The organism is Enterococcus ureasiticus, from assembly GCF_001730285.1.
Classification (GTDB): domain Bacteria; phylum Bacillota; class Bacilli; order Lactobacillales; family Enterococcaceae; genus Enterococcus_L; species Enterococcus_L ureasiticus.
This window is the reverse complement of the sequence record NZ_MIJZ01000013.1, coordinates 19677-44697: the sequence shown is the minus strand read 5'-3', so window position 1 is coordinate 44697 and position 25021 is coordinate 19677. Positions and strand designations below refer to the sequence as shown.

Below are 25021 nucleotides of genomic sequence, written 5' to 3'. Positions count from 1 at the left end.
ATAAAAAACTGAAAATAATGAGTCGGACTGTTTTGCTGTCTGAGCATTATTTTCAGTTTTTTTGTTGTTTTTTTCTGAGAGGTAGTATAGAATTCTTTGATTAAATCGTAACGATTTCGTTTTGTTTGTGATAAAGATGAAGTTCTTGAACATAAAGTGGAAGAAAAGAAAGATAAAATTTTTGACCTATGATTCTAGTAAAAAAGGGGTACGTTATTTATTTAGTGCGATCGATGAAAATATCGCTGCACCAAGGCACATCCAATTTAGTGATCGTAACATCAAACCAACTAAGGCTGAGCACTGTCATTTGTATTTTGGAGATGAAAGTCAAGAAACATTACTGAAAGGATTAGATAATTGGCCCACATACTACAAGAGTGATCTATCTGGTTCTGATATTGTTCATGATGTGCTCTATCATCATTAAGCATAGAAAAAAGCAGACTCTTCGGCAAAAAGAGATTGGGACAGAAGTGTTTAACTCTGAGAAATAAGCTGAAGGAGTTGCTTCTGCTCCCACCGTTTATTCGAATTCCTTGAGGCTGAGATGTGACTCGTAGTGTTATGTTTCAGCCTCTTTTAGTCCAATTGTTTGAGTCAAAACGACTTTTGTTATAACCCTATTTTAATCAACTAAATAATTTGTCGATTCGTTGATAATCTTCTTCAGTTAAATGTACATCCAACGCTTTTGCATTGTTGAGAACTTGTTCTGGTTTTTTCGCACCTGGGATCACAACATCAACAAAAGGATTTTTGATATACCAGGCAAGTACGACACCTGCAACACTCGTATTATAATCTGCAGCAATTAGTTTAAGCTGGCTGACTTTGTCGATAATTGCGTTAAATCGATCACCCTGAAAATCTGGTTTTTTACTACGTAAATCTTCAGGTGGAAACGTTACGTTACGTTCATATTTTCCAGTTAATAAGCCGGATGCCAGTGGGAAATAAGGAACAAAAGAAATTGTATTTTCTTTTAAATACGGCAGTAACTCGTGTTCTGCATCACGATGGATCAAACTGTATTCATCTTCCACAATATCTACAAAACCTTCTTGATTTGCTTCTTTAATTTGTTCTAAACTAAAATTAGAAACGCCAATCGCTCTGATTTTCCCTGCATCTTTCAATTTTTGTAAAGCAGCTACTGCTTCATTTTTAGGAGTTGTTTCATCTGGAAAATGAATGTAAAAAATATCAATATAGTCTGTTTGCAGCCGCTCTAGTGCTTCGTCAACAGAGCGTGTCAAAAATTCTGGTGTATTATTGAATGCGCCGTCTTTAGCAGGATCATGAGCAGCTTTTGTGGCGATAACTACTTTACTTCGGTCAAACTCTTTTAAAACCTCACCGATCAATTCTTCTGAACGACCCATCCCATAAGCAAAAGCGGTATCTAATAAAGTGATGCCATTCGTTAAAGCAGTTCGGACGATTTCCTTTCCGGTGTCATCGTTTAAGTTTGGAAAAAGATTATGACCACCGACAGCGTTTGTACCTAAACCTAAGGGCGTTGAATAGACTTCTGTATTACCAATTTGTACGTTTTGTGTCATGATAATTCCTCCTAACTTTCTTCTTTTAGTGTAGTTGATAGAGGTGAATCCGTGAAGTATTTTGTCTTATCTGCAAATAGAAAAGCAAAACCAGAATTCTTTTTTGCTGATAGCTGTGGAATTAATAGAATCCCTCTTGACTTTACACTGAAATTTTAGTAATTTATATATAATATCAAAAAAGTCAATGAAAGAACGAGTAAATTTCAAACTGATTGTATAAGAGAAAGTTGCCAAGGCTGAAAGCAACTTCATTAGAGAAATTGAAAGACATTCTGGAGATGAGCGGATAAAAAGCCGTTCCGTTGCGAGCGTTAATCGTTAGAGGAAAGATTAATCTTTCAAACTTAGGTGGTACCGCGTGTGTCTATTCACTCGCCCTTGTATTTATACAAGGGCGAGTTTTTGTTGTTCATCAGCTACGACTGGCTGCGCCAGAGTAGCTGATGAACAATACTTGGCGATCAAAGAGAGAGAAGTTACAGTACTAGGAATCACCAAACGCTATAATCTCAAACAAAGAGCAATAATCAATGAATGGAAAGTAAAACCCAATCTTACAAAGAGCTCCATAGTTGTTTCAATCTCAATCACTCTTTACCAAAACACCTTACAAATAACAAACAATAAATAGGAGATGAAAACAATGAGTTATCAAAAACCAAAAGGAACTAATGACTTATTACCAGGTACTTCCGAAAAATGGCAGTTTGTTGAAGAAACAGCCCGTTTGATTTTTCGTGATTACCAATATGAAGAAATCCGTACACCTATTTTTGAACATTATGAAGTAATTTCCCGCAGTGTAGGTGATACGACCGATATCGTTTCAAAAGAAATGTATGATTTTTATGATAAAGGGGATCGTCATGTGACCTTGCGCCCCGAAGGAACAGCACCAATTGTCCGTTCATTTGTAGAAAATAAATTATTTGGACCAGAATTTGCAAAACCTTATAAAACATACTACATGGGACCAATGTTTCGCTACGAGCGTCCACAAGCAGGACGTTTAAGACAATTCCACCAAATTGGAGCAGAAGCATTTGGTAGTGTGAATCCAGCAGTGGATGTTGAAAGTATGGCGATGGCCTTAGACTTTTTCAAACAATTAGGTATTCAAAAAATTCGTCTGGTGATCAATTCATTAGGTGACAAAGCAACAAGAGCGGCTTATCGTCAAGCTTTGATCGATTATTTAGAACCAAGAGCGGCTGAACTAAGCGAAGATTCAAAACGTCGTTTACATGAAAATCCATTACGTGTGTTAGATAGTAAAGATAAAAAAGACCAAGCAATCGTCGCAGAGGCACCATCGATTTTGGATTATCTAAGTGAGTCATCAAAAGAACATTTTGAAACAGTTCAAACAATGTTGAACGAATTAAATATTCCCTTTGAAGTCGATAGCAATATGGTTCGTGGATTAGATTATTATACGAATACGATTTTTGAAGTGATGAGTGACGCACCAGGGATGGGCGCACAAGCAACGATTTGTGCAGGCGGACGTTATGATGGACTAGTTGAAGAATTAGGCGGACCAGCGACACCTGGTTTTGGTTTCGCAATGGGAATTGAACGTGTGCTGATCACGATGGAAGCAGAAGGTGTTGTGGTTCCAGTAATCAATGAAATCGACGCTTATGTTGTCGGAATCGGGGATCAAACAAATATTGAAACGCTAAAACTCGTGCAAGCAATTCGTAACTTTGGTTTTTCAGCCGATCGTGATTTTATGGACCGTAAAGCGAAAGCACAATTTAAAACAGCTGCTAAATTAAATGCCAAACTTGCATTGACTTTGGGTGAAACTGAATTGTCAGAAGGCGTTGTAAATGTAAAAGCCATGGCCAATCGTAATGAAAAAGCATTTCCACTATCAGATATTTACGAAAGATTCGATGAAGTCTATGATGAAATGATGACAGTGATGTTTGATTAATAAACAGTAAAAAATGAAGAGGAGCAATGAGTAATGACAAAAAGAACAGTATACTGCGGAGAAGTCTCAGCAGATTTAGTAGGACAGGTAATTACATTAAAAGGTTGGGTACAAAAGCGTCGTGATTTAGGCGGAGTTATTTTTATCGATCTTCGTGATCGCGAAGGAATCGCACAAGTTGTTTTCAATCCAGCACATTCAAAAGAAGCATGGGAAATTGCAGATAAATGCCGTAGCGAATATGTAATTGAAATCACTGGAGAATTAACGTACCGTGATTCAGCAGCAATCAATCCTAAAATGAAGACTGGCGAATTTGAAGTGATGGCAACAGATATCACGATTTTAAATACGGCTAAAACACCACCATTTTTAATCGAAGATGAAAACAATGTCGGTGATGAAATCCGTATGAAGTATCGTTATTTAGATTTACGTCGTCCACATATGACAGCCAATCTAAAATTACGTCATGAAGTAACAAAATCAATCCGTCATTATTTAGACGATACTGATTTTATTGATATTGAAACACCTTATTTTGGTAAATCAACACCAGAAGGCGCTCGTGATTATTTGGTTCCTTCACGTGTACATGCAGGACATTTCTATGCATTACCGCAATCACCGCAAATTTTCAAACAGTTATTGATGAATGCTGGCTTCGATCGTTATTACCAAATCGTTCGTTGTTTCCGTGATGAAGATTTACGTGGTGACCGTCAACCAGAATTTACCCAAGTGGATATTGAAACAACCTTCTTGTCTCCAGAAGAAATCCAAACAATGACTGAAGAAATGTTAGCAAAAGTGATGCTTGAAACTAAAGGAATCGAAGTTACATTACCGTTCCCTCGTATTAGCTATGATGAAGCAATGGCGCGTTATGGAAGTGACAAACCAGACACACGTTTCGATATGGAATTGATCGATATCGCAGATGTGGTCAAAGACGTTGATTTTAAAGTCTTCCAAATGGCTTTAGAAAATGGCGGACAAGTCAAAGCGTTAAATGCCAAAGGGGCAGCAGATAAATATTCAAGAAAAGATATGGATAACTTAGGTACTTATGTGAGCCAATTTGGTGCTAAAGGACTTGCTTGGTTAAAAGTAGAAGAAGATGGGCTAAAAGGACCTATTGCAAAATTCTTAACAGATGTAGCGGATGATTTGATTACCGCAACAAATGCTGAGGTTGGGGATATTTTAATGTTTGGTGCAGATAAACCAGAAGTGGTTGCAGCAGCATTAGGCGCAATTCGTTCTCGTTTAGGGAAAGAATTAGGCTTGATTGACGAGTCTAAATTTAACTTCCTGTGGGTCGTTGACTGGCCATTGTTCGAGTATGATGAAGAAGCAGGTCGTTATGTTTCTGCCCATCATCCATTCACACAACCAAAAGAATCTGACATTGAATTGCTTTCAACAAATCCAGCGAAAGTTTACGCTGAAGCGTACGATATCGTCTTAAATGGATACGAATTAGGTGGCGGTTCACTGCGTATCCATAAACGTGAGTTGCAAGAAAAAATGTTTGAAACGCTAGGCTTCACTAAAGAATCAGCGCAAGAGCAATTTGGTTTCTTGTTAGATGCCTTAGATTATGGTTTCCCTCCACACGGCGGAATTGCTTTAGGGTTAGACCGATTAGTGATGTTGTTGGCTGGTGAAAATAATATTCGTGAAGTGATCGCCTTCCCTAAAAACGGAAAAGCTGCTGATCCAATGACGAGTGCACCAAGTGTAGTTTCACCATTACAATTATTTGAATTGAACATTGATGTAACAGCAATCGATGAGTAAATAGTAGAAAAATTTAAGCACCTAAAATGAGAAATATCATTTTGGGTGCTTTTGTATTTTTTCTTTCAGATTATTAATATTAGGAATACACATGATAATACCTTAGGTAAACTTTCTACGATCAGTATTACTTATACTATCGAAAAACAGCTGTTGTGTTATGATGTGATTTATCTTCCAAGGCTCCGACTGTTGCTTTGACTTAATATTTAGTGGCTTTTTGTATAACAACCTATGATTGATGTTCCGTCTATTTAGCTAGAACGTTTATAATTTGTTTATATTTATGTTTTATACTGAATTTAGAGAGTGCTAAAGGAGGATAGGTATGGTTAAAAAAAATTTTTTGTTAAAGACAACGTTACTATTTTCACTTTTACTTATTTTTTCGGCTTGCCAATCTAAAAAAGCTGATACCAAACAATCGATGAAGGAGAGTACGGTCATGACAACTGATAAAAGTAGCGCAAAAGAATCAAGCGAATTAAAGGAATCAAATGTACCAAAATCATCTAATCAAACATTTTCAGCGGGTTCATTGATTCAAGCAGTCAGTGATAACGATTCTGCAAAGGTCCAAGAAATTTTGAAAGATAAAAACTATACGATCGATGAAGTTAATGCTCAAGGTGAAACACCCCTTTTGATTGCAACTCATCAAAACTTTATCGACATCGCAAAAATGTTGATCGATGCAGGGGCTGACATCAATTTACAAGATCAAATTTCTGATAGTCCATACCTGTACGCTGGAGCTCAAGGGAAAACTGAAATCCTGACTTATATGCTAGAAAAACAGGTGCCAGATCAACAAAAAGTAAACCGTTTCGGTGGAAATGCACTGATTCCTGCAGCTGAAAAAGGACATCTGGAAAATGTGAAACTGTTATTAAAAGATGGACGAGCAGCTATCGATCATCAAAATAATTATGGTTATACAGCGTTGATCGAAGCCGTTGCGTTAAAAGATGGTTCTTCGATCTATCAGCAAATCGTCAAAGTTTTATTAGACGGTGGCGCGGATAAAAATTTGAAAGATAACACTGGGCGAACGGCGGAAGATTACGCTAGAAGTTTAGGTTATTCTGAACTGTTGAACATACTGAATTCTTATAAATAGTTGCCAAACAGTAGGGGATTAAACCTCTGCTGTTTTTACGTTTTCTTGTTCCAATAAACATTCTTTTTTATCAGTCATTCAAAGAATGGATATTAAGCGAGTAAGTTGACGATGAATAAGTAATTAAATCCACCTTTTAAAGCCGTTGCAACGGTTGCTGTCGTTGACCAAGGTAAGGAAATCAACGAATTATATTTAGAAAAATTTTAAATTGACAATATAGCCAAAAAAATAACGTCCATGCAAAAATGTTTCAGGAAATGGATATAATTCTGTAAGATGCATGATCATTCCTCAGTTAAGTAAATTTTGTATAACTTGATCATAGCTGAAAAAATTAGTTGTAAGCGTTCTCTTTGTATGTTCAACACGTTGCAAAATTATGAAACACCAAAATAAAAATGAAAAATTAGCAATACTTTTCTTCTATTTAAAAGATTGTGCTTTTTTTCTTACCGCAAAGCACGTATAATGAGAAACAAATCAATCAATTAAAGTGAGGCTGCTTCCACATGAAAAAATTCTTTGAAAGTTTACCTGTCCATGATTACACGACAAAACTTTCAGTGTCGATCGTTTATGCGATCTTGGCATCTGTTGCGATGAACTTTTTTTATCAACCGGGAAACATTTATTCCAGTGGGATTACTGGACTGGCTCAAATTTTAACAACCTTGTCAACAAATGTTGTAGGATTTAAAGTGCCTGTTTCCATTACGTTATATGCATTAAATATTCCATTATTTTTCGTAGCTTGGCGCAAAATCGGGAAAAAATTCACGATTTTTACCTTTTTGACTGTTACGTTGACGTCGATTTTTATGCAAATCGTTCCGCAAACAAGTCTTTCTAACGATCCGATCATTTGTGCGATTTTCGGTGGTGCAGTAATGGGCTCTGGTATTGGCTTTGCGTTGAAGAATGGCCTTTCATCTGGAGGACTGGATATTTTTAGTATTACGATCCGTAAGAAAACAGGTCGTTCTGTGGGTTCGATTTCAATGTATTTTAATGGACTAATTATTTTTGTAGCAGGCTATTTATTTGGTTGGCAGTATATGTTTTACAGTGCGCTATCTATTTTTGTGAGCGGAAAAGTGACGGATACAGTCTATACGAAGCAAAAGAAGATGCAAGTCATGATCATTACCAAAAATCCAGATGCGGTTATTGATGGAATCCAACAGAAAATGAGACGAGGGATTACGATCATTCATGAAGCAGAAGGTGCTTATAGACATGATAAACAGACACTTTTATTAACGGTAGTAACGCGCTTTGAACTACCTTCGTTAGAAGCGGCCATGAAAGAATCTGATCCGTCAGCTTTTGTGAGCATTTCAGATAACGTCAAAATTCTTGGGCGTTTTTATGAAGAGGATTTATAAAACATATAGGAAGCTAAGAAATCCAGGTATCATTCTGGATTTTTTGTTTGCTTTAATTTTTTACTCTAAAGAGGCAGAGTGAATAATTTATTTCAAAGAGAAGATAGCTAATTCCAAAAAAATAATCTCTTTTTCTTGAAAAGAAGAGTGAAAACTGTTAAACTAGATTTGTAAGATTGAGGGGCGCTTTTAAGACTGTTAATAGAATTTAACAATGCGAAAGAAGAACGTCAATCCTATTTTTTTAAAGTTCATAGGTCGTTTTAAGTCTTACTCGGACGTTTTTAGACCAACGAAGGAGCGCATCATGCTAGATGAATTAAAAATGATTGAAGCAGTTGCTCCAGATTTGCTCGATGTAATGCAGGAAAGGTTTCATATTCTTCGTAATATTTACTGGATGCAGCCTATTGGACGTAGAAGTTTATCTGATAGTATGGGAATTACAGAAAGGGTCTTAAGAACTGAGACTGATTTTCTGAAAAACTTACAACTGATAGAGACTTCTAAAAGCGGAATGACATTAACTGAAAAAGGCTTAGAAGTTTATCAAGGATTAGAATCAGTAATGAATCAATTACTTGGTATGCATCAAGTCGAAAAAGAAATCAGCCAATATTTTGGGATCAAGCGTTGTATCGTTGTAGCAGGCAACAGTGACAATCAGGAAAAAGTACTTTATGAGTTCGGCGATATTTTGACCGATTCCCTGGATTTACTCTTACCTGATGGTGATAATATTGTTGCAGTTATGGGTGGCACGACAATGGCCTTGACCGCAGAACATATGGGGACCCTAGAAACGGAAAAACGACATAATTTGTTTGTTCCAGCTAGAGGTGGAATCGGTGAAGCAATGACGGTTCAAGCCAATTCAGTAAGTGCCGTAATGGCAAGTAAAACTGGCGGCCACCATAGAGCATTATATGTTCCAGAGCAATTAAGCTTAGAAACGTATAACTCGCTGCTGCAAGAACCATCGATCCAAGAAGTACTGACACTGATCGAACAAAGCAATTGTGTTGTTCACAGTATTGGACGCGCTTTGCATATGGCAGCACGTCGTAAAATGTCAGATGATGAGATGGTCATGTTAAAGCAAAATAATGCTGTAGCTGAATCTTTCGGATATTTCTTTGATGAAGAGGGCGAAGTCGTTTACAAAATCCCTCGAATCGGACTTCAGTTAAAGGATGTACAAAAAATTTCGAATGTCGTTGCAATTGCAGGCGGAAAATCAAAAGCCAAAGCAATCCGCGCTTACATGAAAAATGCACCAAAACAAACGTGGCTCATCACAGATGAAGCTGCCGCAAATGAGATTTTAAAAGGGGTAACCCTTTAAAATAAAAAATTTTTGATTTTCATAAGGAGGAAATCTTTAATGACAGTTAAAGTAGGTATTAATGGATTTGGACGTATCGGACGCTTAGCATTCCGTCGTATCCAAGATGTAGCAGGAATCGAAGTAGTAGCAATCAATGATTTAACAGATGCTAAAATGTTGGCTCACTTGTTAAAATATGACACAACTCAAGGACGTTTCAACGGAACTGTTGAAGTTCATGATGGATCTTTCAACGTAAACGGTAAAGAAGTTAAAGTTCTTGCTAACCGCAACCCAGAAGAATTACCATGGGGCGACTTAGGCGTAGATATCGTTCTTGAATGTACTGGATTCTTCACTTCAAAAGAAAAAGCTGAATTACACTTAAAAGCTGGTGCTAAACGTGTTGTTATCTCTGCTCCAGGCGGAAATGACGTACCAACAATCGTTTATAACACTAACCACGATATCTTAACAGGTAAAGAAACAGTTATCTCAGGTGCTTCATGTACGACTAACTGTTTAGCTCCTATGGCTAAAGCTTTACAAGATAACTTTGGTGTGGTTGAAGGTCTTATGACTACAATCCACGCTTACACAGGTGACCAAATGACTCTTGATGGACCTCACCCAGGTGGAGACTTCCGTCGTGCACGCGCTGCAGCAGAAAATATCGTACCTAATACAACTGGTGCTGCTAAAGCAATCGGTCTAGTTATCCCTGAATTAAACGGTAAATTAGACGGAGCTGCTCAACGTGTTCCTGTAGCAACTGGTTCATTAACTGAATTAGTAACAGTTCTTGACAAAAAAGTAACTGTTGAAGAAGTAAACGAAGTTATGGCGAAAGCTGCTAACGAATCTTACGGATACAACACAGACGAAATCGTTTCTTCTGATATCGTAGGTATGACTTTCGGTTCATTATTCGATGCTACTCAAACAAAAGTAATGACTGTTGGCGACCAACAATTAGTGAAAACTGTTGCTTGGTATGACAACGAAATGTCTTATACTGCACAATTAGTTCGTACTTTAGAGTACTTCGCTAACTTATAAGAGTAACTCTTATTATTAGTGAAATTTGAACAACTGTGAAATAATAAGCGGGGAAGCAACGCGCTTCTCCGCTTTTATTATTTTGTTTAACAATACCTAAAAACTTTTTATAGATAGGAGTACTCCATAATGGCTAAAAAGACAATCAAAGATGTAGATTTAAAAGATAAAAAAGTACTTGTCCGTGTTGACTTTAACGTGCCTTTGAAAGATGGTGTGATCACGAACGATAACCGTATCGTAGCGGCACTTCCAACAATCAAATACGTAATCGAAAATGGTGGAAAAGCGATTCTATTTTCTCACTTAGGTCGTGTGAAAACAGAAGAAGATAAAGCAGGCAAATCTCTAAAACCAGTGGCTGAGCGTCTAGGCGAATTATTAGGCAAACCAGTAACATTCGTTCCTGAAACTCGTGGAACTGAATTAGAAACAGCTGTCAACAACATGAAAGACGGCGACGTTTTAGTCTTTGAAAACACTCGTTTTGAAGATATCGACGGTAAAAAAGAAAGCGGAAATGACGCTGAATTAGGTAAATACTGGGCTTCTTTAGGCGATGTATTTGTTAATGACGCATTTGGTACGGCTCACCGTGCGCACGCTTCTAACGTTGGAATTGCTTCAACTGGTATTCCAACTGTTGCTGGATTCTTAATGGAAAAAGAAATCAAATTCGTTGGTGAAGCAGTGACTGCACCTAAACGTCCTTTTGTTGCTATCTTAGGTGGCGCAAAAGTTTCTGACAAAATCGGTGTTATCGAAAACTTGATTTCTAAAGCAGATAAAATTCTTATCGGTGGCGGAATGACTTATACATTTTACAAAGCTAAAGGCATGAACATCGGTAACTCTTTAGTTGAAGAAGATAAAGTTGCATTAGCAAAAGAATTAATCGAAAAAGCAGGCGATAAATTAATCTTGCCAATCGATTCAATCACTGCTGCAGAATTTTCAAACGATGTACCAACCGAAGAACATACTGGTGATGTTCCTGATGGACAAATGGGTCTTGACATTGGACCTGAAACAATTGCTTTATTTGCGCAAGCATTAGAAGGTGCAAAAACAGTTGTTTGGAACGGACCAATGGGCGTATTTGAAATGAGTAACTTTGCTAAAGGAACAATCGGTGTTTGTGAAGCAATTGCTAACTTAGCAGATGCTACAACAATCATTGGCGGAGGAGACTCTGCTGCAGCTGCAATCCAATTAGGCTTTGCTGACAAATTCACTCACATCTCAACTGGTGGGGGCGCAAGCTTAGAATTATTAGAAGGTAAAGAATTACCTGGTTTAGCAGCAATTAACGATAAATAAAGAGGTTGTGAAAAAGGCATTTAAACTTTAGTAATGTGACTGAACCTGAGGGACTTCAAGTATCAAAGTTCATCTGGTGAGGAAAATTACCGAAAGTTTGCCTTTTGATCACCGTTTAATCAATCCATACCATAATAAGAAAAGGATGTGCTTTTCCATGCGTAAACCAATTATCGCTGGTAACTGGAAAATGAACAAAACTTTAGCAGAAGCGCAAAGCTTTGCTGAAGCAGTAAAAAATGCTGTTCCATCAAAAGATGTTGTTGATTCAGTAATTGGATCTCCTGCACTATTTTTAGCACCACTTGCTTGGAGTCTTAAAGATTCTGATGTTCAATTATCTGCACAAAATTGCTACTGGGAAAACTCAGGTGCATTCACTGGTGAAAACTCACCAGCTGCTATTGCAGATTTAGGCATTCAATATGTAATCATTGGTCACTCTGAACGTCGTGAGTACTTCCGTGAAACAGATGAAGACATCAACAAAAAAGCCAAAGCAATCTTTGCAAACAACATGACACCAATCTTCTGTTGTGGTGAATCTTTAGAAACATACGAAGCTGGTAAAACTGCTGAGTGGATCGAAAGTCAAATCACAAACGGTTTAGTTGGTTTATCTAATGAGCAAGTATCGTCAATGGTTATTGCTTATGAACCAATCTGGGCAATCGGAACTGGTAAATCTGCTGATGCAAATATTGCAGATGAAATCTGTGGTGTTGTACGTTCAACAGTTGAAAAATTATACGGTAAAGAAGTATCAGAAGCTGTACGTATCCAATACGGCGGTTCTGTGAAACCTGAAAACATTGCTGAATATATGGCTAAAGAAAACGTTGACGGTGCTTTAGTCGGCGGAGCGAGTCTTGAAGCTGACTCATTCTTAGCTTTGTTAGACGCTGTCAAATAATCACGGCTTATAACAATATACGCAATAAACCGAAAAATCATTGAATAATCTATGAATTATGCAAAAAATGTTTGCATAGCGCTCGTTTATTCACTACAATCATAATTAAGGGAATCGAATCCCCTTAGTATAAAACAAACTCAAAGGAGAGACAAAACATGTCAATTATTACTGATGTTTACGCACGCGAAGTCTTAGATTCACGCGGTAACCCAACAATCGAAGTAGAAGTATACACTGAAAGCGGTGCTTTTGGTCGCGGAATGGTTCCATCTGGAGCTTCAACTGGTGAATACGAAGCAGTTGAATTACGTGATGGCGACAAATCTCGTTACTTAGGTAAAGGGGTTGTTAAAGCAGTTGACAACGTTAATAACATCATCGCTGAAGCAATCATTGGCTACGATGTACGTGACCAAATGGCAATTGATAAAGCAATGATCGATTTAGATGGAACTCCTAACAAAGGTAAATTAGGCGCAAACGCTATTCTTGGTGTTTCAATCGCTGTAGCTCGTGCTGCTGCTGATTACCTAGAAGTACCTTTATACCACTACTTAGGCGGATTCAATACTAAAGTATTGCCAACACCAATGATGAACATCATCAATGGCGGATCTCATGCTGATAACAGTATCGACTTCCAAGAATTCATGATCATGCCTGTAGGCGCTCCTACATTCAAAGAAGCTTTACGCTATGGTGCTGAAGTATTCCACGCATTAGCTGGAATCTTAAAAGCTCGTGGATTAGCTACTTCTGTAGGTGACGAAGGTGGATTTGCTCCTAACCTTGGTTCAAACGAAGAAGGTTTTGAAGTAATCATCGAAGCAATCGAAAAAGCTGGCTATGTACCTGGTAAAGATATTGTTCTTGCTATGGATGCTGCTTCTTCTGAATTCTACGACAAAGAAAAAGGTGTTTACGTTTTAGCTGATTCAGGCGAAGGCGAAAAAACAACTGAAGAAATGATCGCATTCTACGAAGAATTATGCGCGAAATACCCAATCATCTCAATCGAAGATGGATTAGATGAAAATGACTGGGATGGTTTCAAAAAATTAACAGTTGCTTTAGGCGACAAAGTGCAATTAGTTGGTGACGATCTATTCGTTACAAACACAACTAAATTAGCTGAAGGTATTGAAAAAGGAATCGCTAACTCAATCCTTATCAAAGTTAACCAAATCGGTACTTTAACAGAAACATTCGAAGCAATCGAAATGGCTAAAGAAGCTGGCTATACAGCAGTTGTATCTCACCGTTCAGGTGAAACAGAAGATTCAACAATCTCTGATATCGCTGTAGCAACAAACGCTGGTCAAATCAAAACTGGTTCATTAAGCCGTACAGACCGTATTGCTAAATACAACCAATTATTAAGAATTGAAGACCAATTAGGCGAAGTTGCTGAATACAAAGGTTTGAAATCTTTCTACAACTTAAAAAACAAATAATTTTAGTTGATTATAAAGCAAAAAGGGACAATTGATCTTTGGGTCATTTCTCCTTATACTCATACGTAAAAGAGCTTGCGATTTATTCGCAAAGCTCTTTTTTTACATATAAAAATAAATTAATGTGTAGAAAGAAAATAAAAATGTAAATGAGGAAGAAAAGTTAAAACCAAAAATTTTTGTCTTTTAAGTGATAAAACATTTTTATATAGGTAAAACAATCGTTTAGATATGAACTATTTTCAAAATAGTATAATTTATTATTAGTTTAGCAGAACAGTTCGTCATAAAGTTGTATTGACAATCTAAGAAGTAGTCTGATAAAATAAAAGACAATTACGAAAGGGTGGTGGTATCTAAATGAGCAATGACTCGGCAGATGGTGAGCAGAAAATTTTAGTTTCTTTATCCTATTTTTTAATTGAATAGCATGTATCAAGCACGTCATTGGTAGTTTTTGAACTATTAATATGAGGGGCTTATTTGTTATATGCAACAAAAAAATTAATTAATAAGGATGATAATATATGGAAAATAAAAAAGATTTTCAATTAACAATAGACGAAGTAAAGAAAAAATATGATATACACGATATTAATATGGGATTAGATAGCGTACAAGCAAATAATCGATTAAAAAAATATGGTTTAAACAAATTAGAAGTGAAGAAAGTATCAAAATGGTCATTATTATTGCGTCAATTCAATAACATCATTATTTACATTCTACTCTTTTCAGCTTTGTTAACATTAGTTATGGGGCACACTTCAGATGCAATAATAATATCTATTGTTGTAATTGTGAATGCATTGATCGGTTACTATCAAGAAGCAAATGCCTCAGATGCGTTGGAAAGAATTAAAGAGATGCTTTCTTCTGAAGCTACAGTATATAGAGATGGGATTAGGCAAGATATTCCATCAGAACAAGTTACGATAGGAGATGTAGTATTTTTAGAAGCTGGAGATAATGTCCCAGCTGATTTGAGAATTGTTGAATCTGATAACCTGAGAATTCAAGAATCAGCATTAACAGGAGAACCTGATTCTGTAGCAAAAGTGATCGATAGCTTGTCTGAATCGAGTACCTCTTTAGCTGATCAAATTAATTTAGGCTTTGCGTCTACATCTGTTACATCAGGCAGTGGAACTGGTATCGTGATAGCGATAGGTACTGATACGGAAATTGGTAAAATATCAACAGAAGTAAATAGTACTGAAATAAGAAAAACACCACTAATGAACGAAATTGATAGTTTAGGTAAATGGATTACCTATATAATTATAGCTATGGCTATTATTTTATTTGTTATCAGTTTATTTTTAGGAACCTATTCATTATCTGTGTTATCTTTAGCTGTTGTGACAATGATTGTCGGTTCTATTCCAGAAGGACTACCAGCAACTACTTCTGTTGTTTTAGCAATGGGTGTTAGCGATATGGCAAAAAATAAAAATACGATTGTCAAAACATTACCTGCGGTCGAAACATTAGGTTCTGTAGATGTTGTGGCCACAGATAAGACGGGTACGTTAACAAAAAATGAGATGACCGTAAAAGATATTGTATTTCGTGATAAAAAATATGAAGTAACAGGAGATGGGTACCAACCAATTGGTCAGATACAAGAGAATCAAAAACCGGTTCAAGAAAATACTCATTTGAAGTTATTTTTGGAAATTGGTTTTGAAGCCAATGATACTGTATTAGTAGAAGAGGATGACGAATGGACGATTAATGGTGAGCCTACAGATGCTTCATTTCTTACACTTTATTATAAAGTATTTGATTACCCTAAAACACCTGAATATACTGAAATTGATATGCTGCCATTTGATTCTGATTATCATTATATGGCAAAATTAGTCAAAAATAAAAGGGGAAATCAATTTATTTTTATTAAAGGATCTCCCGATAAACTATTTAAGATGGCTGAAAAACAAATGCCTTCGTTTGATTCTAACTACTGGAATAGGCAAGTATGTGAACTTTCAGCAGAGGGAAAACGAGTAGTTGCTGTGGGATATAAACAAGTTACTTCTGATATACAAGAGATTACTCATGAGCTTCTTGCTGAAGGGATTGAGCTTGTTGGTATCGCTGGTATTATTGATCCACCGCGTGAAGAGGTAATAGCTGCATTGAAGGAAATGAATACGGCTGGCGTACAAGTAAAGATGATCACAGGTGATCATCCTTTAACTGCAACAGCGATTGGGAAAAAACTTGGTTTAGCTCCTGAAATACATGTCGTAACAGGTTTAGAGCTTGAAAATATGTCTAAAGAAGCATTTAAACAAGCTGTTTTATTCAACCAAGTTTTTGCGCGTACAACACCAAAAAATAAAATAGATATTGTAGAAGCTTTACAAGAATGTGGTAAGGTAACGGCCATGACTGGTGATGGCGTGAATGATGCTCCAGCATTAAAAAGAGCGGATATTGGTGTCGCAATGGGGAGACAAGGAACAGACGTCGCAAAGGATTCTGCAGATATGATTTTAACAGATGATAATTTTGGAACAATGTCAGTCGCGATTCGTGAAGGGCGAAGAATTTATGATAACATTAAGAAAAGTATTCTTTTTTTATTACCAACCTCATTCGCTGAAGGGCTGATTATCGCATTTACAATAGTGATGCAAAAAGAAATGCCTTTACAGCCTACTCAGTTGCTATGGATTAATATGGTTTCGGCTATCACTATTCAGTTTGCGTTTATTTTTGAGCCGGCAGAAGAGGGAATCATGAAGCGTAAACCAAGAAAAAATGGAAAAGGCTTCTTAAATAAACACGATGTTTGGCAAATGGCTTATGTATCTGTGTTAATGGCGGCCATCAGCCTTATCTCATATGAATGGCTAATTTCACAAGGGTTAAGTCAAGCTGTAGCAAGTACTACGATGATTAATATTGTTGTCTTGAGTAAGATTTTCTATTTATTTAATATTCGTACAAGTCAGCCAGTTATTTCCAAGTCTCTATTTACCAACCCAAAAGCATTCTTAATAATAGGGGGAATGCTTATATTGCAGTTGATTCTAACCTATGTTCCATTTATGCATGTCGTGTTTTATACTGCAGATATCTCACTTTTAGGTTGGGGAATTTCAATTGTTTCAGGGATCATTATTTTATCTATTACAGAAATAGACAAAGCAATTAGAATAAAGTACCAAAAAAAGAATAAGCGGATTTAGTAAATAGAATAAAAGACATACTGAGTTTAAGGATAAAACTTAGTATGTCTTTTTATGTATCTTTAACAAATTTATTATCTCAATTAATGATCCTATACATTTAAACAGTATGAAGCGAAGCTTCTATTATCCAAAAGAAAAAAACGGTGCTATACTAAAAAGAAAACTAGGAGGGCTAGACATGAATCAAACAGATCTTCAAAATATTCTCAAAAAGCAACACGATTTTTTTAACACGAATCAAACAAAATCTATTCCCTTTAGAAAAGCACAACTGGAACAGCTATTAAATAATATAAAAAAACATGAAGAAGATTTCTACTGGGCTTTTGAGAAAGATCTTAAAAAGCCTAAAGCTGAAGTTTATGCAACTGAATTTGGGCTGGTTCTATCCGCTATCAAAGACATGCTTAAACACATTGATAAATGGACTAAAACAGAAAATAAACCCAGAGCAATTTCATCTTTACTAAACAAAAATACGGTTACTTTAGAACCTTTTGGAACAGTCTACATTATCGGGCCTTTTAACTATCCATTGCTTTTAACATTAGTTCCATTGATCGGGGCTCTTGGGGCAGGGAACTGTGTCATTCTTAAAGCGTCATCAAAAACGCCAAATGTGGCGGCGGTGATTGGCGCTATCCTTGGGGAAACTTTTGATGAAGAGTATGTCAAAGCGCTTTCGCCTGGTTCAATCGATAATGCGTTAGTTTTAAAAGAGCGTATGGATTTTATCTTTTTTACAGGCAGTACTAGAGTTGGAAAAATTGTGATGGAAGCAGCGTCCCAATATTTGACACCCGTTGTCTTAGAACTTGGCGGTAAGAGTCCTGCAATCGTAACGGAACAGGCGGATATAGAATTAGCTGCTGAACGAATTATTTGGAGCAAACTTCTTAATACTGGTCAAACATGTATCGCAACCGATTATGTATTGGTAGATGAAAAAGTCAAAAACCAGTTAGTTACCGCATTAAAAGAAAAAATCAGTGAATTCTATGGTGAGAACATTCAAGATAATCCCGACTATGGTCGGATTGTTCAAGGCCCAGCCATTGATAAGTTTATCCAGTTGATTGATGAAAATCGGCAATATCTGATTTATGGTGGGGAGTACGACCAAAAAACAAGATTCGTTACACCAAGTCTTTTCGACATTCGCTTGAATCGAGACAATAGCTTGATGAAGGAAGAATTATTTGGACCATTATTACCTATATGCACGTATCGACAGCTAGACGAAGCGATTACTTTTGTTAAAGAAGGCGAAAAACCATTAGCCTTATACTTGTTTTCCGATGATAGAGAGGTTCAAAAAAAGATTCTAAACGAAATTTCCTTTGGCGGAGGAGGGATCAATCAAACGATCCTTCATGTTGCTAATGATGATTTGCCGTTTGGTGGAGTAGGATTTTCAGGTATGGGAAATTATCATGGAAAATACAGTATCGAAACTTTTTCTCATAAGAAAGCGATTGTCTATGGTAGAAAAGATTCTATGGCAAAATTGATCTATCCACCTTATACTCAGGAGAAATTTGAATGGTTAAAGCGCTTGTTATAAAAGTTTATATCTGAAGGCTCTGTATTTTCCTCACCCTTTATTCGGATTAAGAGCGTGAAACAAAACGGATCGTTCCGTTTGTTTCACGCTCTTAATTTAAGTGAATCTAGATAGGGTCAGCTTGTTTCATTAATTTTTTTTGCGGATAGTATGGATGAGAAAGTTAAAACCAGTTACCAGAAAAACGATCATTCCAGCTAAAATGAAAAGAAATCCGATAGGTAGTAAATAGAAATTCTCACGTAAAAAACCTGACTTATCAATATATTCTACTGAATTTGCCTTTATAAAAAGACAAGCAAATCCAAAGAATAGTAGAAAGGTTCCAACTAAAGTTGTCATTAGATTTAGTTTTGCTCGCCGAGTTTTACTGCTATCTTTTATTAACTTTTCTGTCATATTATTCACATTACTTCCTCCTAGAATCAATTCATCAAGCGAAATATGAAAAATACTAGCAATGAGGATCAATAGTTCAAGGTCTGGAAGGTTCCGATTATTCTCCCAGTTAGATACGGCTTGTCTGGTTACATTTAAGCGGATTGCAACTGTTTCTTGGGTCAGTTGATGGCTGGTTCTTAGCTCTTTAATTTTATCTCCAAATTCCATAGTATAATTTCCTCTCGTTAATGTATTTTAATCATAAGATGATAGCTTCTTGTATTCAAGCAAGTACTGCTTGCAGACTAGCAAAATAAAGGGATAGTGTCGCTTGCATCAAAAATTTTTGTGTGTTGCATGTAATGGACGAGTATAAATTATTTTTTATAAAAACATTATATCATCTATTATTTTAAAATAGATATTATATTTTTTTGTATAAATCATAAAAATACGTATACAAAAATTAAAAAAGCTATTTTAATGCATATGTTTTTTTCAAAAATGATTTGTTTGATATACTATGTGTAGTAACTTGAAAGGAGGAAATTACATGAAAACAAGAGCTGAATTAAAAAGTGAAGCTAAAGGGATATTACGTGGACGTTGGAAAGATAGTGTATTGATGTGTTTGGTGCCAACATTGATTTCCATAGCAATTGGACTTCTTTTATTTTTTATATTTTTGATACCCACTATTACATTCGTTCAAAATAACTCAGATTTATTAAACAACACTGCAAGCTATGATGGCAACTCTGGTGGAGGCGGTGGAAGCTTTATTGGTGGAATCATTGGAGCATTGTTTAGCGCCGGTATCTCTTGGACATTCCTTGATCTTTTACGAGGAAAACGACAAGAAATCCGTCCATTCTCAGATGCATTTCGTGGCTTTGCCGGACCAGTTATTTTGGGTGTGATCTGTATATACTTATTAATGGCACTGTTTATTTCATTGTGGTTGCTATTATTAGTAATTCCCGGAATTATCAAAGGGTATTCTTATTCTCAAGCGTACTTTGTTTATTATGATGCTTATGAAGAAACGGGCACACGTCCAGGCTTTCTGAATTCTATTACTCGCAGTAAACATCTGATGAAAGGCTATAAAGGTCAATTATTTGTATTGGACTTAAGCTTTATCGGTTGGCATCTTTTAGCAATACTAACATTTGGGATTGGTTATTTATGGTTAACGCCGTACATTACTGCGACTAAAGCAGCTTTTTATGAAAATTTACCGAAAACAACAGTGGTTTAAACAATTGATAGTACCCGTTTGGGTTACATTTATTTTCAATGTTTATTCTTACCTAGGTTTGGAGCAAAAAGTGATCTTTACTTTTGCTTCAAGCTTTTTTTGTATCCTAAAAAGTTCATTTTTAATTGTTTTATAGAATTGTTTATAATTTGTTTATTTTCTCGTTAGCAGCTGTTTACATCCTCTATTTATAATAAGGGGAGCAAGCAGAAGTGTTATCCAATCATAGGAGGGGAAAATTATGAACAATAAAAAAATCATTGTAGGAATTTCAAGTTTACTATTATTACTAGCAGGATGCAGTGTAGGAACACAGGAAACTCCAAAGACAAAAGAAAGTAAACAACAAACAGAACAATCCAAAGATAATAAGAAAGAAAGCAACGGTGACATATTAAATAAAATTTTAGGTCAAACTAACTGGCAAGGAACAAAAGTATATGATAAAGAGAATAATGATCTGACTGCTGAAAATAAGAATTTTGTCGGATTAGCAAAATATGATGCAGAAACAGGACGTTATGAATTTTTTGATGCACAAACAGGTGAAAGTAGAGGAGATCTGGGCACGTTCTTTATCACAAATGATGGTAAAAAAAGAATTTTGATTTCAGAAACAATGGACTATCAAGCAGTCGTGGATCTTACCGAGCTGACAACTAAAAAATTTACTTACACAAGAAAAGGTAAAGACAAAGAAGGAAATGAAGTAGATGTATTTGTTGAGCATATCCCTTATAATAAAGAGACGTTAACGTTTACTGAAAAAGAAGAACCATTAGATACAACAACTGGAACAATCGACACGAAACAGTCAGGAACTGAACTATTAGCCCAAACTTTATGGAATGGTACAAAAGTGGTCGATGAAGCTGGCAACGATATAACAGAATTCAATCAAAATTTTATCAGTTTAGCTAAATTTGCGGCTGATACCAATAAATACGAATTTTTCAACTTAGAAACTGGCGTTAGTCGTGGTGATTTCGGTTACTTCGATGTCTTGAATCATAACAAGATTCGAGCTCATGTATCGATCGGTCAAAATAAATATGGCACAGCACTTGAGTTAACGGAGCTTAACAACAAAAAATTTACGTATAAACGAATGGGCAAAGATGAAGCTGGCAATGATGTCACCGTATTCGTTGAGCATCAACCTTATACTGGAGAATTCAAACCAGAATTTAGCTTCTAAAAAAGCATCCAGTAAAAGTGCAGTTGATTGATTTGAGCAGACCAATTGTTTTCGCGTGTAAATAAGGTAAAGGAGAAGAACATGACAATAAAAAAACGATTTCTCATTTCATATATTGGCGGGATTGCAATTGCCTGTTTATCACTTTTTTCAATCATCTCCATTGTTTTTTATGTAACAACGGGAAAAATATCTAGTCCTGTAACTTTGTATAAAACATTTACACAACAACGTTCCTTAAGCCCAGAAGAAGAGCTAGCTTATATCAAACTACGAGGGATAGCCAAATCTGATCCAGAGCAACTACTTGCACCTAGTGGAGAGTTAAAGAAAACCATTGAGCAATTTGAAGCGGAATCATTGGGTGTAGTGGTGCGTAAACAAGAAGCAATTGCTTATTATTCACAAGATTTGGTAGAAAAATCATTGGTCGTTCATTTTCCTAAATTTGATGCGAACAACATTGAAACAAGAGGAACGATCGATAATGCTGGACGCTTGTATCGCTACATGAAATTTGATTTTTATTTTAACGATCAAGTGCCTGGTAGTTTATTAGTTTTAAAGAAAGAAAATAACTTTCTGGAATTTATGACAAAATGGGGCGTTCTGATCATTGTGACAATTTTACTTGTGTCTATTGGCGGATTACTTTTTTTCAATCATTTGTTGAAGAAAACGATTATTCGTCCGTTAAAAAATTTAGGTGCTGGAATGTCGGAAATCAGTAATGGTCATTTGGAAATGTCGGTCAATGAACCAACAAAGCAAACTGCAATGGAAGTAAAACAACTGACAAATGATTTTGAAAAAATGCGGGAAGCCTTGATTCGATCAACCGAAGAACAAGTCAAACTCGAAAACAATCGTAAAGAGCTTGTTGCTAGTATTTCTCACGACTTGAAAACACCAATGACCTCAATCATTGGCTATGTGGAAGGTTTATTAGATGGTGTAGCAGATTCTCCTGAAAAACGAGATAGGTATCTACAAACGATTCACACCAAAGCGATTTCTTTAAATGAATTGATTGAAGAATTATTTCTTTATTCTAAATTAGATGCAGAGGCGATCCCTTTTCATTTTGAGCGGATCAATATTAATGATTTTTTAAAGCATATTATTGAAGAATTTCAATTACAGGATAACCAAGTGTCACTTCGATTAATCAATCAGGAGCCAACTAGTTATGTGTTAGCGGATCGTATGCAATTAAATCGCGTGTTTATCAACTTGATTGAAAATAGTCTGAAATTCAAAGCCAAAGATCGTGTACTTTCGATTCAAATTGAGGTTTTAAATGTGTCACAAATGGTAGAGGTTCAGGTATCAGATAATGGACAAGGTATTTCAACTGAACAGTTGCCTTATGTTTTTGATCACTTTTATCGTGGAGAAGAAGCTCGTCCAACGAATACAGGCGGCAGCGGCTTAGGCCTTGCAATCGTTAAACAAATTATCGATATGCATCAAGGTCAAGTTATGATCGAAAGTGAACTTCACCAAGGAACTACCGTTACGATTCTATTAAAAAAAGCCTGAGGAGGAACGCCAAATGTCAAATGAAGTCTCACGAATTTTACTAATTGAAGATGATGCTAGCATTGCCGAATTGCAAAAAGATTACTTAGAGATCAATCATATGGAAGCAGAAATTGCTAGCGACGGGCTACTGGGTTTGAATCGGGCATTAAATGAAGAATTTGATTTGATCGTGGTTGATATCATGTTGCCCTCAATGGATGGTTTTGAGATTTGTCGCCGAATTAGAGAGAAGAAGAATATTCCGTTGATGATCGTTTCGGCTAAAAAAGAAGATATAGATAAGGTGCGCGGACTTGGTTTAGGCGCAGATGACTATATGACGAAACCATTTAGTCCAAGTGAGTTAGTCGCTCGGGTACAAGCGCATATCAAACGTTATCAGTTATTAACAAGATCTGAGCCGGCCAATGATATTTTAGAAAGTGGTCAGATCATGATCGATAAAAGTGCTAGACGGGTTTTTGTATTAGGGGAAGAAATTATTTTTACTACAAAAGAATTTGATTTATTACTGTTCTTTATGGAACACCCAAATCGAGTTTGGATGAAAGAGCAACTGTTCCGTCAAGTCTGGGATATGGATGAGCTTGATAGTGATATTTATACCGTCGTCGTACATGTAGGACGAATCAGAGAGAAGCTAAAAAAAGGCAAACTCTCCGAAATTCCAATCGAAACAATTTGGGGGAGCGGGTATCGCTTTAATGCCTAAAAAGCCAACTAAAGGAGAGCGTTTATGAAAAAAAGTTATTTACTTGCACTGTTATTTCTAAGTGCTGGTGTTGGCCTGTCCGCATGCCAACCTGATCAAAGAAAAGATACAGCAAAATCTAGTGAGACCTCTAGAGCAGCAATTTTTAATTCCTCGTCATCAGAGGCTATCCAATCGAGTGAAGCGTCAGAAGAAAGGCCTATTAATGATGTTCGCTTTGAGAATACATCTTATAACTATGACGTCGTTACAGGAGCGACCCAGACAACGTTTGGCTCTAACCCAAAACCATTGTATACCTATGAAGAAAAACTAAAGAAAATGTTCTGGTCAAACCAACCGCCACTTGGCTTGATCGAAGGTAATTATTATACAAACGAAGGTTATTTTGATGTCGGTAATAAAGGAATCGTTGAGATCATCACTGATGATACAAGTAAAATCATTAATGTTGAATTTAATGAATATGGTTCTGAGAATTATTACGAATCAAAATATGCAGGTGCTAATAAACGTTTATCTGACTATGCATTTTTTCAAGCACAAAATCCAAGAACAGATACGACTTTGGTGACGGTCGTTAATGGGATCACATTTGTAGAAAAACAAATGCGTGAAGAGAATCGCATTGAGGGTAATTTTGAAACTGTTAAAGGTTCTTCAACGACTGCTAGAGAAGGCTTAATGACGATTGCTGCAGAACTATCAGATGAAATAAGGCAGCCGTCTAAAACAAGGTACATTGGTTATGCAGAAGATTTTGGCGATGGTTTGATTGGGCGATTGCAGTTGACCGTGACAGATGGGAAAATTTCTAGCGCCCGCTATGATGAATATTTTGCAGATCAACCTGAAAAAATTACTGCTGATTCGTTAAAACAATATTATCGTCAATCAAAATATTATTCTTTAACCTATAATGAAAAAACCAATAATGACTTTGTGGATTTTTCAGATACATTGACCAAAGCAATTGTTGATAAGCAGACTGTAGCGATTGAAAATAGTGAACTGGCAAAGCATCCTTCATTCGAATTTTATCAAAAATTAGCTAAGCATATCAATATTTAACTATATGTACACAAAAAAGACCTATTGAAACAGTAAAAAAGATAAAGAACTGATTGAAAAAATCATTTCTTTATCTTTTTTACGTGTCGATAAATTGAAATCACTTAGAAATAATTAATACAACAAATAAAATTTTTTTGAAAAAAATAGAGTAATTTTTTTAGAAATCATTAAAAGTATCAATCCAAA

19 protein-coding genes and 1 other annotated feature are annotated in these 25021 nt (G+C 36.1%); of the genes, 17 read left to right on the top strand and 2 right to left on the bottom strand.

The window, feature by feature from the left end; translation table 11 throughout:
* Positions 1–121: 121 nt before the first annotated feature.
* Positions 122–430 (top strand): ZinT/AdcA family metal-binding protein, encoded by a 309-nt coding sequence (locus BCR21_RS08620; protein ID WP_276204490.1) that lies wholly within the window; start codon positions 122–124, stop codon positions 428–430.
* A 202-nt stretch (positions 431–632) separates the two neighbouring features.
* Here BCR21_RS08620 and BCR21_RS08615 read toward each other — a convergent pair whose 3' ends face one another.
* Positions 633–1565: an aldo/keto reductase gene (locus BCR21_RS08615; RefSeq protein WP_069646069.1), complete on the bottom strand. Its 933-nt coding sequence runs from the start codon at positions 1563–1565 to the stop codon at positions 633–635.
* A gap of 178 nt (positions 1566–1743) precedes the next feature.
* Positions 1744–1951, top strand: a binding site (T-box leader).
* A 260-nt stretch (positions 1952–2211) separates the two neighbouring features.
* Between BCR21_RS08615 and hisS the strand changes: the two genes are divergently transcribed.
* The 11 genes from hisS (at position 2212) to BCR21_RS08560 (ending at position 18664) form a co-directional block, all read left to right on the top strand.
* Positions 2212–3510, top strand: coding sequence for a histidine--tRNA ligase (hisS, locus tag BCR21_RS08610; RefSeq protein WP_069646068.1), 1299 nt, complete (start codon positions 2212–2214; stop codon positions 3508–3510).
* A 33-nt stretch (positions 3511–3543) separates the two neighbouring features.
* Positions 3544–5313: an aspartate--tRNA ligase gene (aspS, locus tag BCR21_RS08605; protein WP_069646067.1), complete on the top strand. Its 1770-nt coding sequence runs from the start codon at positions 3544–3546 to the stop codon at positions 5311–5313.
* Between the two features lie 328 nt (positions 5314–5641).
* Positions 5642–6433 (top strand): ankyrin repeat domain-containing protein, encoded by a 792-nt coding sequence (locus BCR21_RS08600; RefSeq protein WP_069646066.1) that lies wholly within the window; start codon positions 5642–5644, stop codon positions 6431–6433.
* A 512-nt stretch (positions 6434–6945) separates the two neighbouring features.
* A complete protein-coding gene (locus BCR21_RS08595; protein ID WP_069646065.1) occupies positions 6946–7821 on the top strand; it encodes a YitT family protein in 876 nt (291 codons plus the stop codon).
* A gap of 307 nt (positions 7822–8128) precedes the next feature.
* Entirely contained in the window at positions 8129–9166 is a 1038-nt protein-coding gene (locus tag BCR21_RS08590) for a sugar-binding transcriptional regulator (protein ID WP_069646064.1), read from the top strand.
* 39 nt (positions 9167–9205) lie between these two features.
* The gene (gene gap, locus BCR21_RS08585; RefSeq protein ID WP_069646063.1) at positions 9206–10207 is read left to right on the top strand and encodes a type I glyceraldehyde-3-phosphate dehydrogenase; all 1002 of its coding nucleotides are present in this window, start codon (positions 9206–9208) and stop codon (positions 10205–10207) included.
* 129 nt (positions 10208–10336) lie between these two features.
* Positions 10337–11527: a phosphoglycerate kinase gene (locus tag BCR21_RS08580; RefSeq protein ID WP_069646062.1), complete on the top strand. Its 1191-nt coding sequence runs from the start codon at positions 10337–10339 to the stop codon at positions 11525–11527.
* A gap of 157 nt (positions 11528–11684) precedes the next feature.
* A complete protein-coding gene (gene tpiA, locus BCR21_RS08575; protein WP_069646061.1) occupies positions 11685–12440 on the top strand; it encodes a triose-phosphate isomerase in 756 nt (251 codons plus the stop codon).
* 158 nt (positions 12441–12598) lie between these two features.
* Complete coding sequence (gene eno, locus BCR21_RS08570; protein WP_010763068.1) at positions 12599–13897, top strand: phosphopyruvate hydratase; 1299 nt, start codon at positions 12599–12601, stop codon at positions 13895–13897.
* A 527-nt stretch (positions 13898–14424) separates the two neighbouring features.
* Positions 14425–17097 carry an HAD-IC family P-type ATPase gene (locus BCR21_RS08565; protein ID WP_069646060.1) on the top strand — a complete coding sequence of 891 codons (2673 nt, stop codon included), beginning with the start codon at positions 14425–14427 and terminating at the stop codon, positions 17095–17097.
* Between the two features lie 181 nt (positions 17098–17278).
* The gene (locus tag BCR21_RS08560) at positions 17279–18664 is read left to right on the top strand and encodes an aldehyde dehydrogenase family protein (protein WP_069646059.1); all 1386 of its coding nucleotides are present in this window, start codon (positions 17279–17281) and stop codon (positions 18662–18664) included.
* Positions 18665–18793: 129 nt separating this feature from the next.
* Here the strand turns inward: BCR21_RS08560 and BCR21_RS08555 are convergent, their stop codons facing one another.
* Positions 18794–19273: a DUF3955 domain-containing protein gene (locus BCR21_RS08555; protein ID WP_069646058.1), complete on the bottom strand. Its 480-nt coding sequence runs from the start codon at positions 19271–19273 to the stop codon at positions 18794–18796.
* Between the two features lie 325 nt (positions 19274–19598).
* Here BCR21_RS08555 and BCR21_RS08550 point away from each other — a divergent pair, with 325 nt between their 5' ends.
* The 5 genes from BCR21_RS08550 (at position 19599) to BCR21_RS08530 (ending at position 24832) form a co-directional block, all read left to right on the top strand.
* The gene (locus BCR21_RS08550; RefSeq protein ID WP_069646057.1) at positions 19599–20306 is read left to right on the top strand and encodes a DUF975 family protein; all 708 of its coding nucleotides are present in this window, start codon (positions 19599–19601) and stop codon (positions 20304–20306) included.
* Positions 20307–20547: 241 nt separating this feature from the next.
* Positions 20548–21504 (top strand): DUF4822 domain-containing protein, encoded by a 957-nt coding sequence (locus BCR21_RS08545; protein ID WP_069646056.1) that lies wholly within the window; start codon positions 20548–20550, stop codon positions 21502–21504.
* 81 nt (positions 21505–21585) lie between these two features.
* Positions 21586–23046: a sensor histidine kinase gene (locus tag BCR21_RS08540; RefSeq protein ID WP_069646055.1), complete on the top strand. Its 1461-nt coding sequence runs from the start codon at positions 21586–21588 to the stop codon at positions 23044–23046.
* 13 nt (positions 23047–23059) lie between these two features.
* Positions 23060–23761: a response regulator transcription factor gene (locus tag BCR21_RS08535; protein WP_069646054.1), complete on the top strand. Its 702-nt coding sequence runs from the start codon at positions 23060–23062 to the stop codon at positions 23759–23761.
* A gap of 24 nt (positions 23762–23785) precedes the next feature.
* Positions 23786–24832, top strand: a complete 1047-nt coding sequence (locus tag BCR21_RS08530) for a hypothetical protein (protein ID WP_069646053.1) — start codon at positions 23786–23788, stop codon at positions 24830–24832.
* Positions 24833–25021 lie beyond the last annotated feature (189 nt).

Excerpts from the sequence above, each read along its gene's own strand:
- BCR21_RS08560 (WP_069646059.1), top strand. The coding sequence starts at position 17,279 with ATGAATCAAACAGATCTTCAAAATATTCTCAAAAAGCAACACGATTTT.
- BCR21_RS08600 (WP_069646066.1), top strand. The coding sequence starts at position 5,642 with ATGGTTAAAAAAAATTTTTTGTTAAAGACAACGTTACTATTTTCACTT.
- aspS (WP_069646067.1), top strand. The coding sequence starts at position 3,544 with ATGACAAAAAGAACAGTATACTGCGGAGAAGTCTCAGCAGATTTAGTA.
- BCR21_RS08595 (WP_069646065.1), top strand. The coding sequence starts at position 6,946 with ATGAAAAAATTCTTTGAAAGTTTACCTGTCCATGATTACACGACAAAA.
- BCR21_RS08530 (WP_069646053.1), top strand. The coding sequence starts at position 23,786 with ATGAAAAAAAGTTATTTACTTGCACTGTTATTTCTAAGTGCTGGTGTT.
- BCR21_RS08550 (WP_069646057.1), top strand. The coding sequence starts at position 19,599 with ATGAAAACAAGAGCTGAATTAAAAAGTGAAGCTAAAGGGATATTACGT.
- BCR21_RS08580 (WP_069646062.1), top strand. The coding sequence starts at position 10,337 with ATGGCTAAAAAGACAATCAAAGATGTAGATTTAAAAGATAAAAAAGTA.
- BCR21_RS08540 (WP_069646055.1), top strand. The coding sequence starts at position 21,586 with ATGACAATAAAAAAACGATTTCTCATTTCATATATTGGCGGGATTGCA.
- eno (WP_010763068.1), top strand. The coding sequence starts at position 12,599 with ATGTCAATTATTACTGATGTTTACGCACGCGAAGTCTTAGATTCACGC.
- BCR21_RS08590 (WP_069646064.1), top strand. The coding sequence starts at position 8,129 with ATGCTAGATGAATTAAAAATGATTGAAGCAGTTGCTCCAGATTTGCTC.
- gap (WP_069646063.1), top strand. The coding sequence starts at position 9,206 with ATGACAGTTAAAGTAGGTATTAATGGATTTGGACGTATCGGACGCTTA.
- BCR21_RS08545 (WP_069646056.1), top strand. The coding sequence starts at position 20,548 with ATGAACAATAAAAAAATCATTGTAGGAATTTCAAGTTTACTATTATTA.
- hisS (WP_069646068.1), top strand. The coding sequence starts at position 2,212 with ATGAGTTATCAAAAACCAAAAGGAACTAATGACTTATTACCAGGTACT.
- BCR21_RS08555 (WP_069646058.1), bottom strand. The coding sequence starts at position 19,273 with ATGGAATTTGGAGATAAAATTAAAGAGCTAAGAACCAGCCATCAACTG.
- tpiA (WP_069646061.1), top strand. The coding sequence starts at position 11,685 with ATGCGTAAACCAATTATCGCTGGTAACTGGAAAATGAACAAAACTTTA.
- BCR21_RS08615 (WP_069646069.1), bottom strand. The coding sequence starts at position 1,565 with ATGACACAAAACGTACAAATTGGTAATACAGAAGTCTATTCAACGCCC.
- BCR21_RS08565 (WP_069646060.1), top strand. The coding sequence starts at position 14,425 with ATGGAAAATAAAAAAGATTTTCAATTAACAATAGACGAAGTAAAGAAA.
- BCR21_RS08535 (WP_069646054.1), top strand. The coding sequence starts at position 23,060 with ATGTCAAATGAAGTCTCACGAATTTTACTAATTGAAGATGATGCTAGC.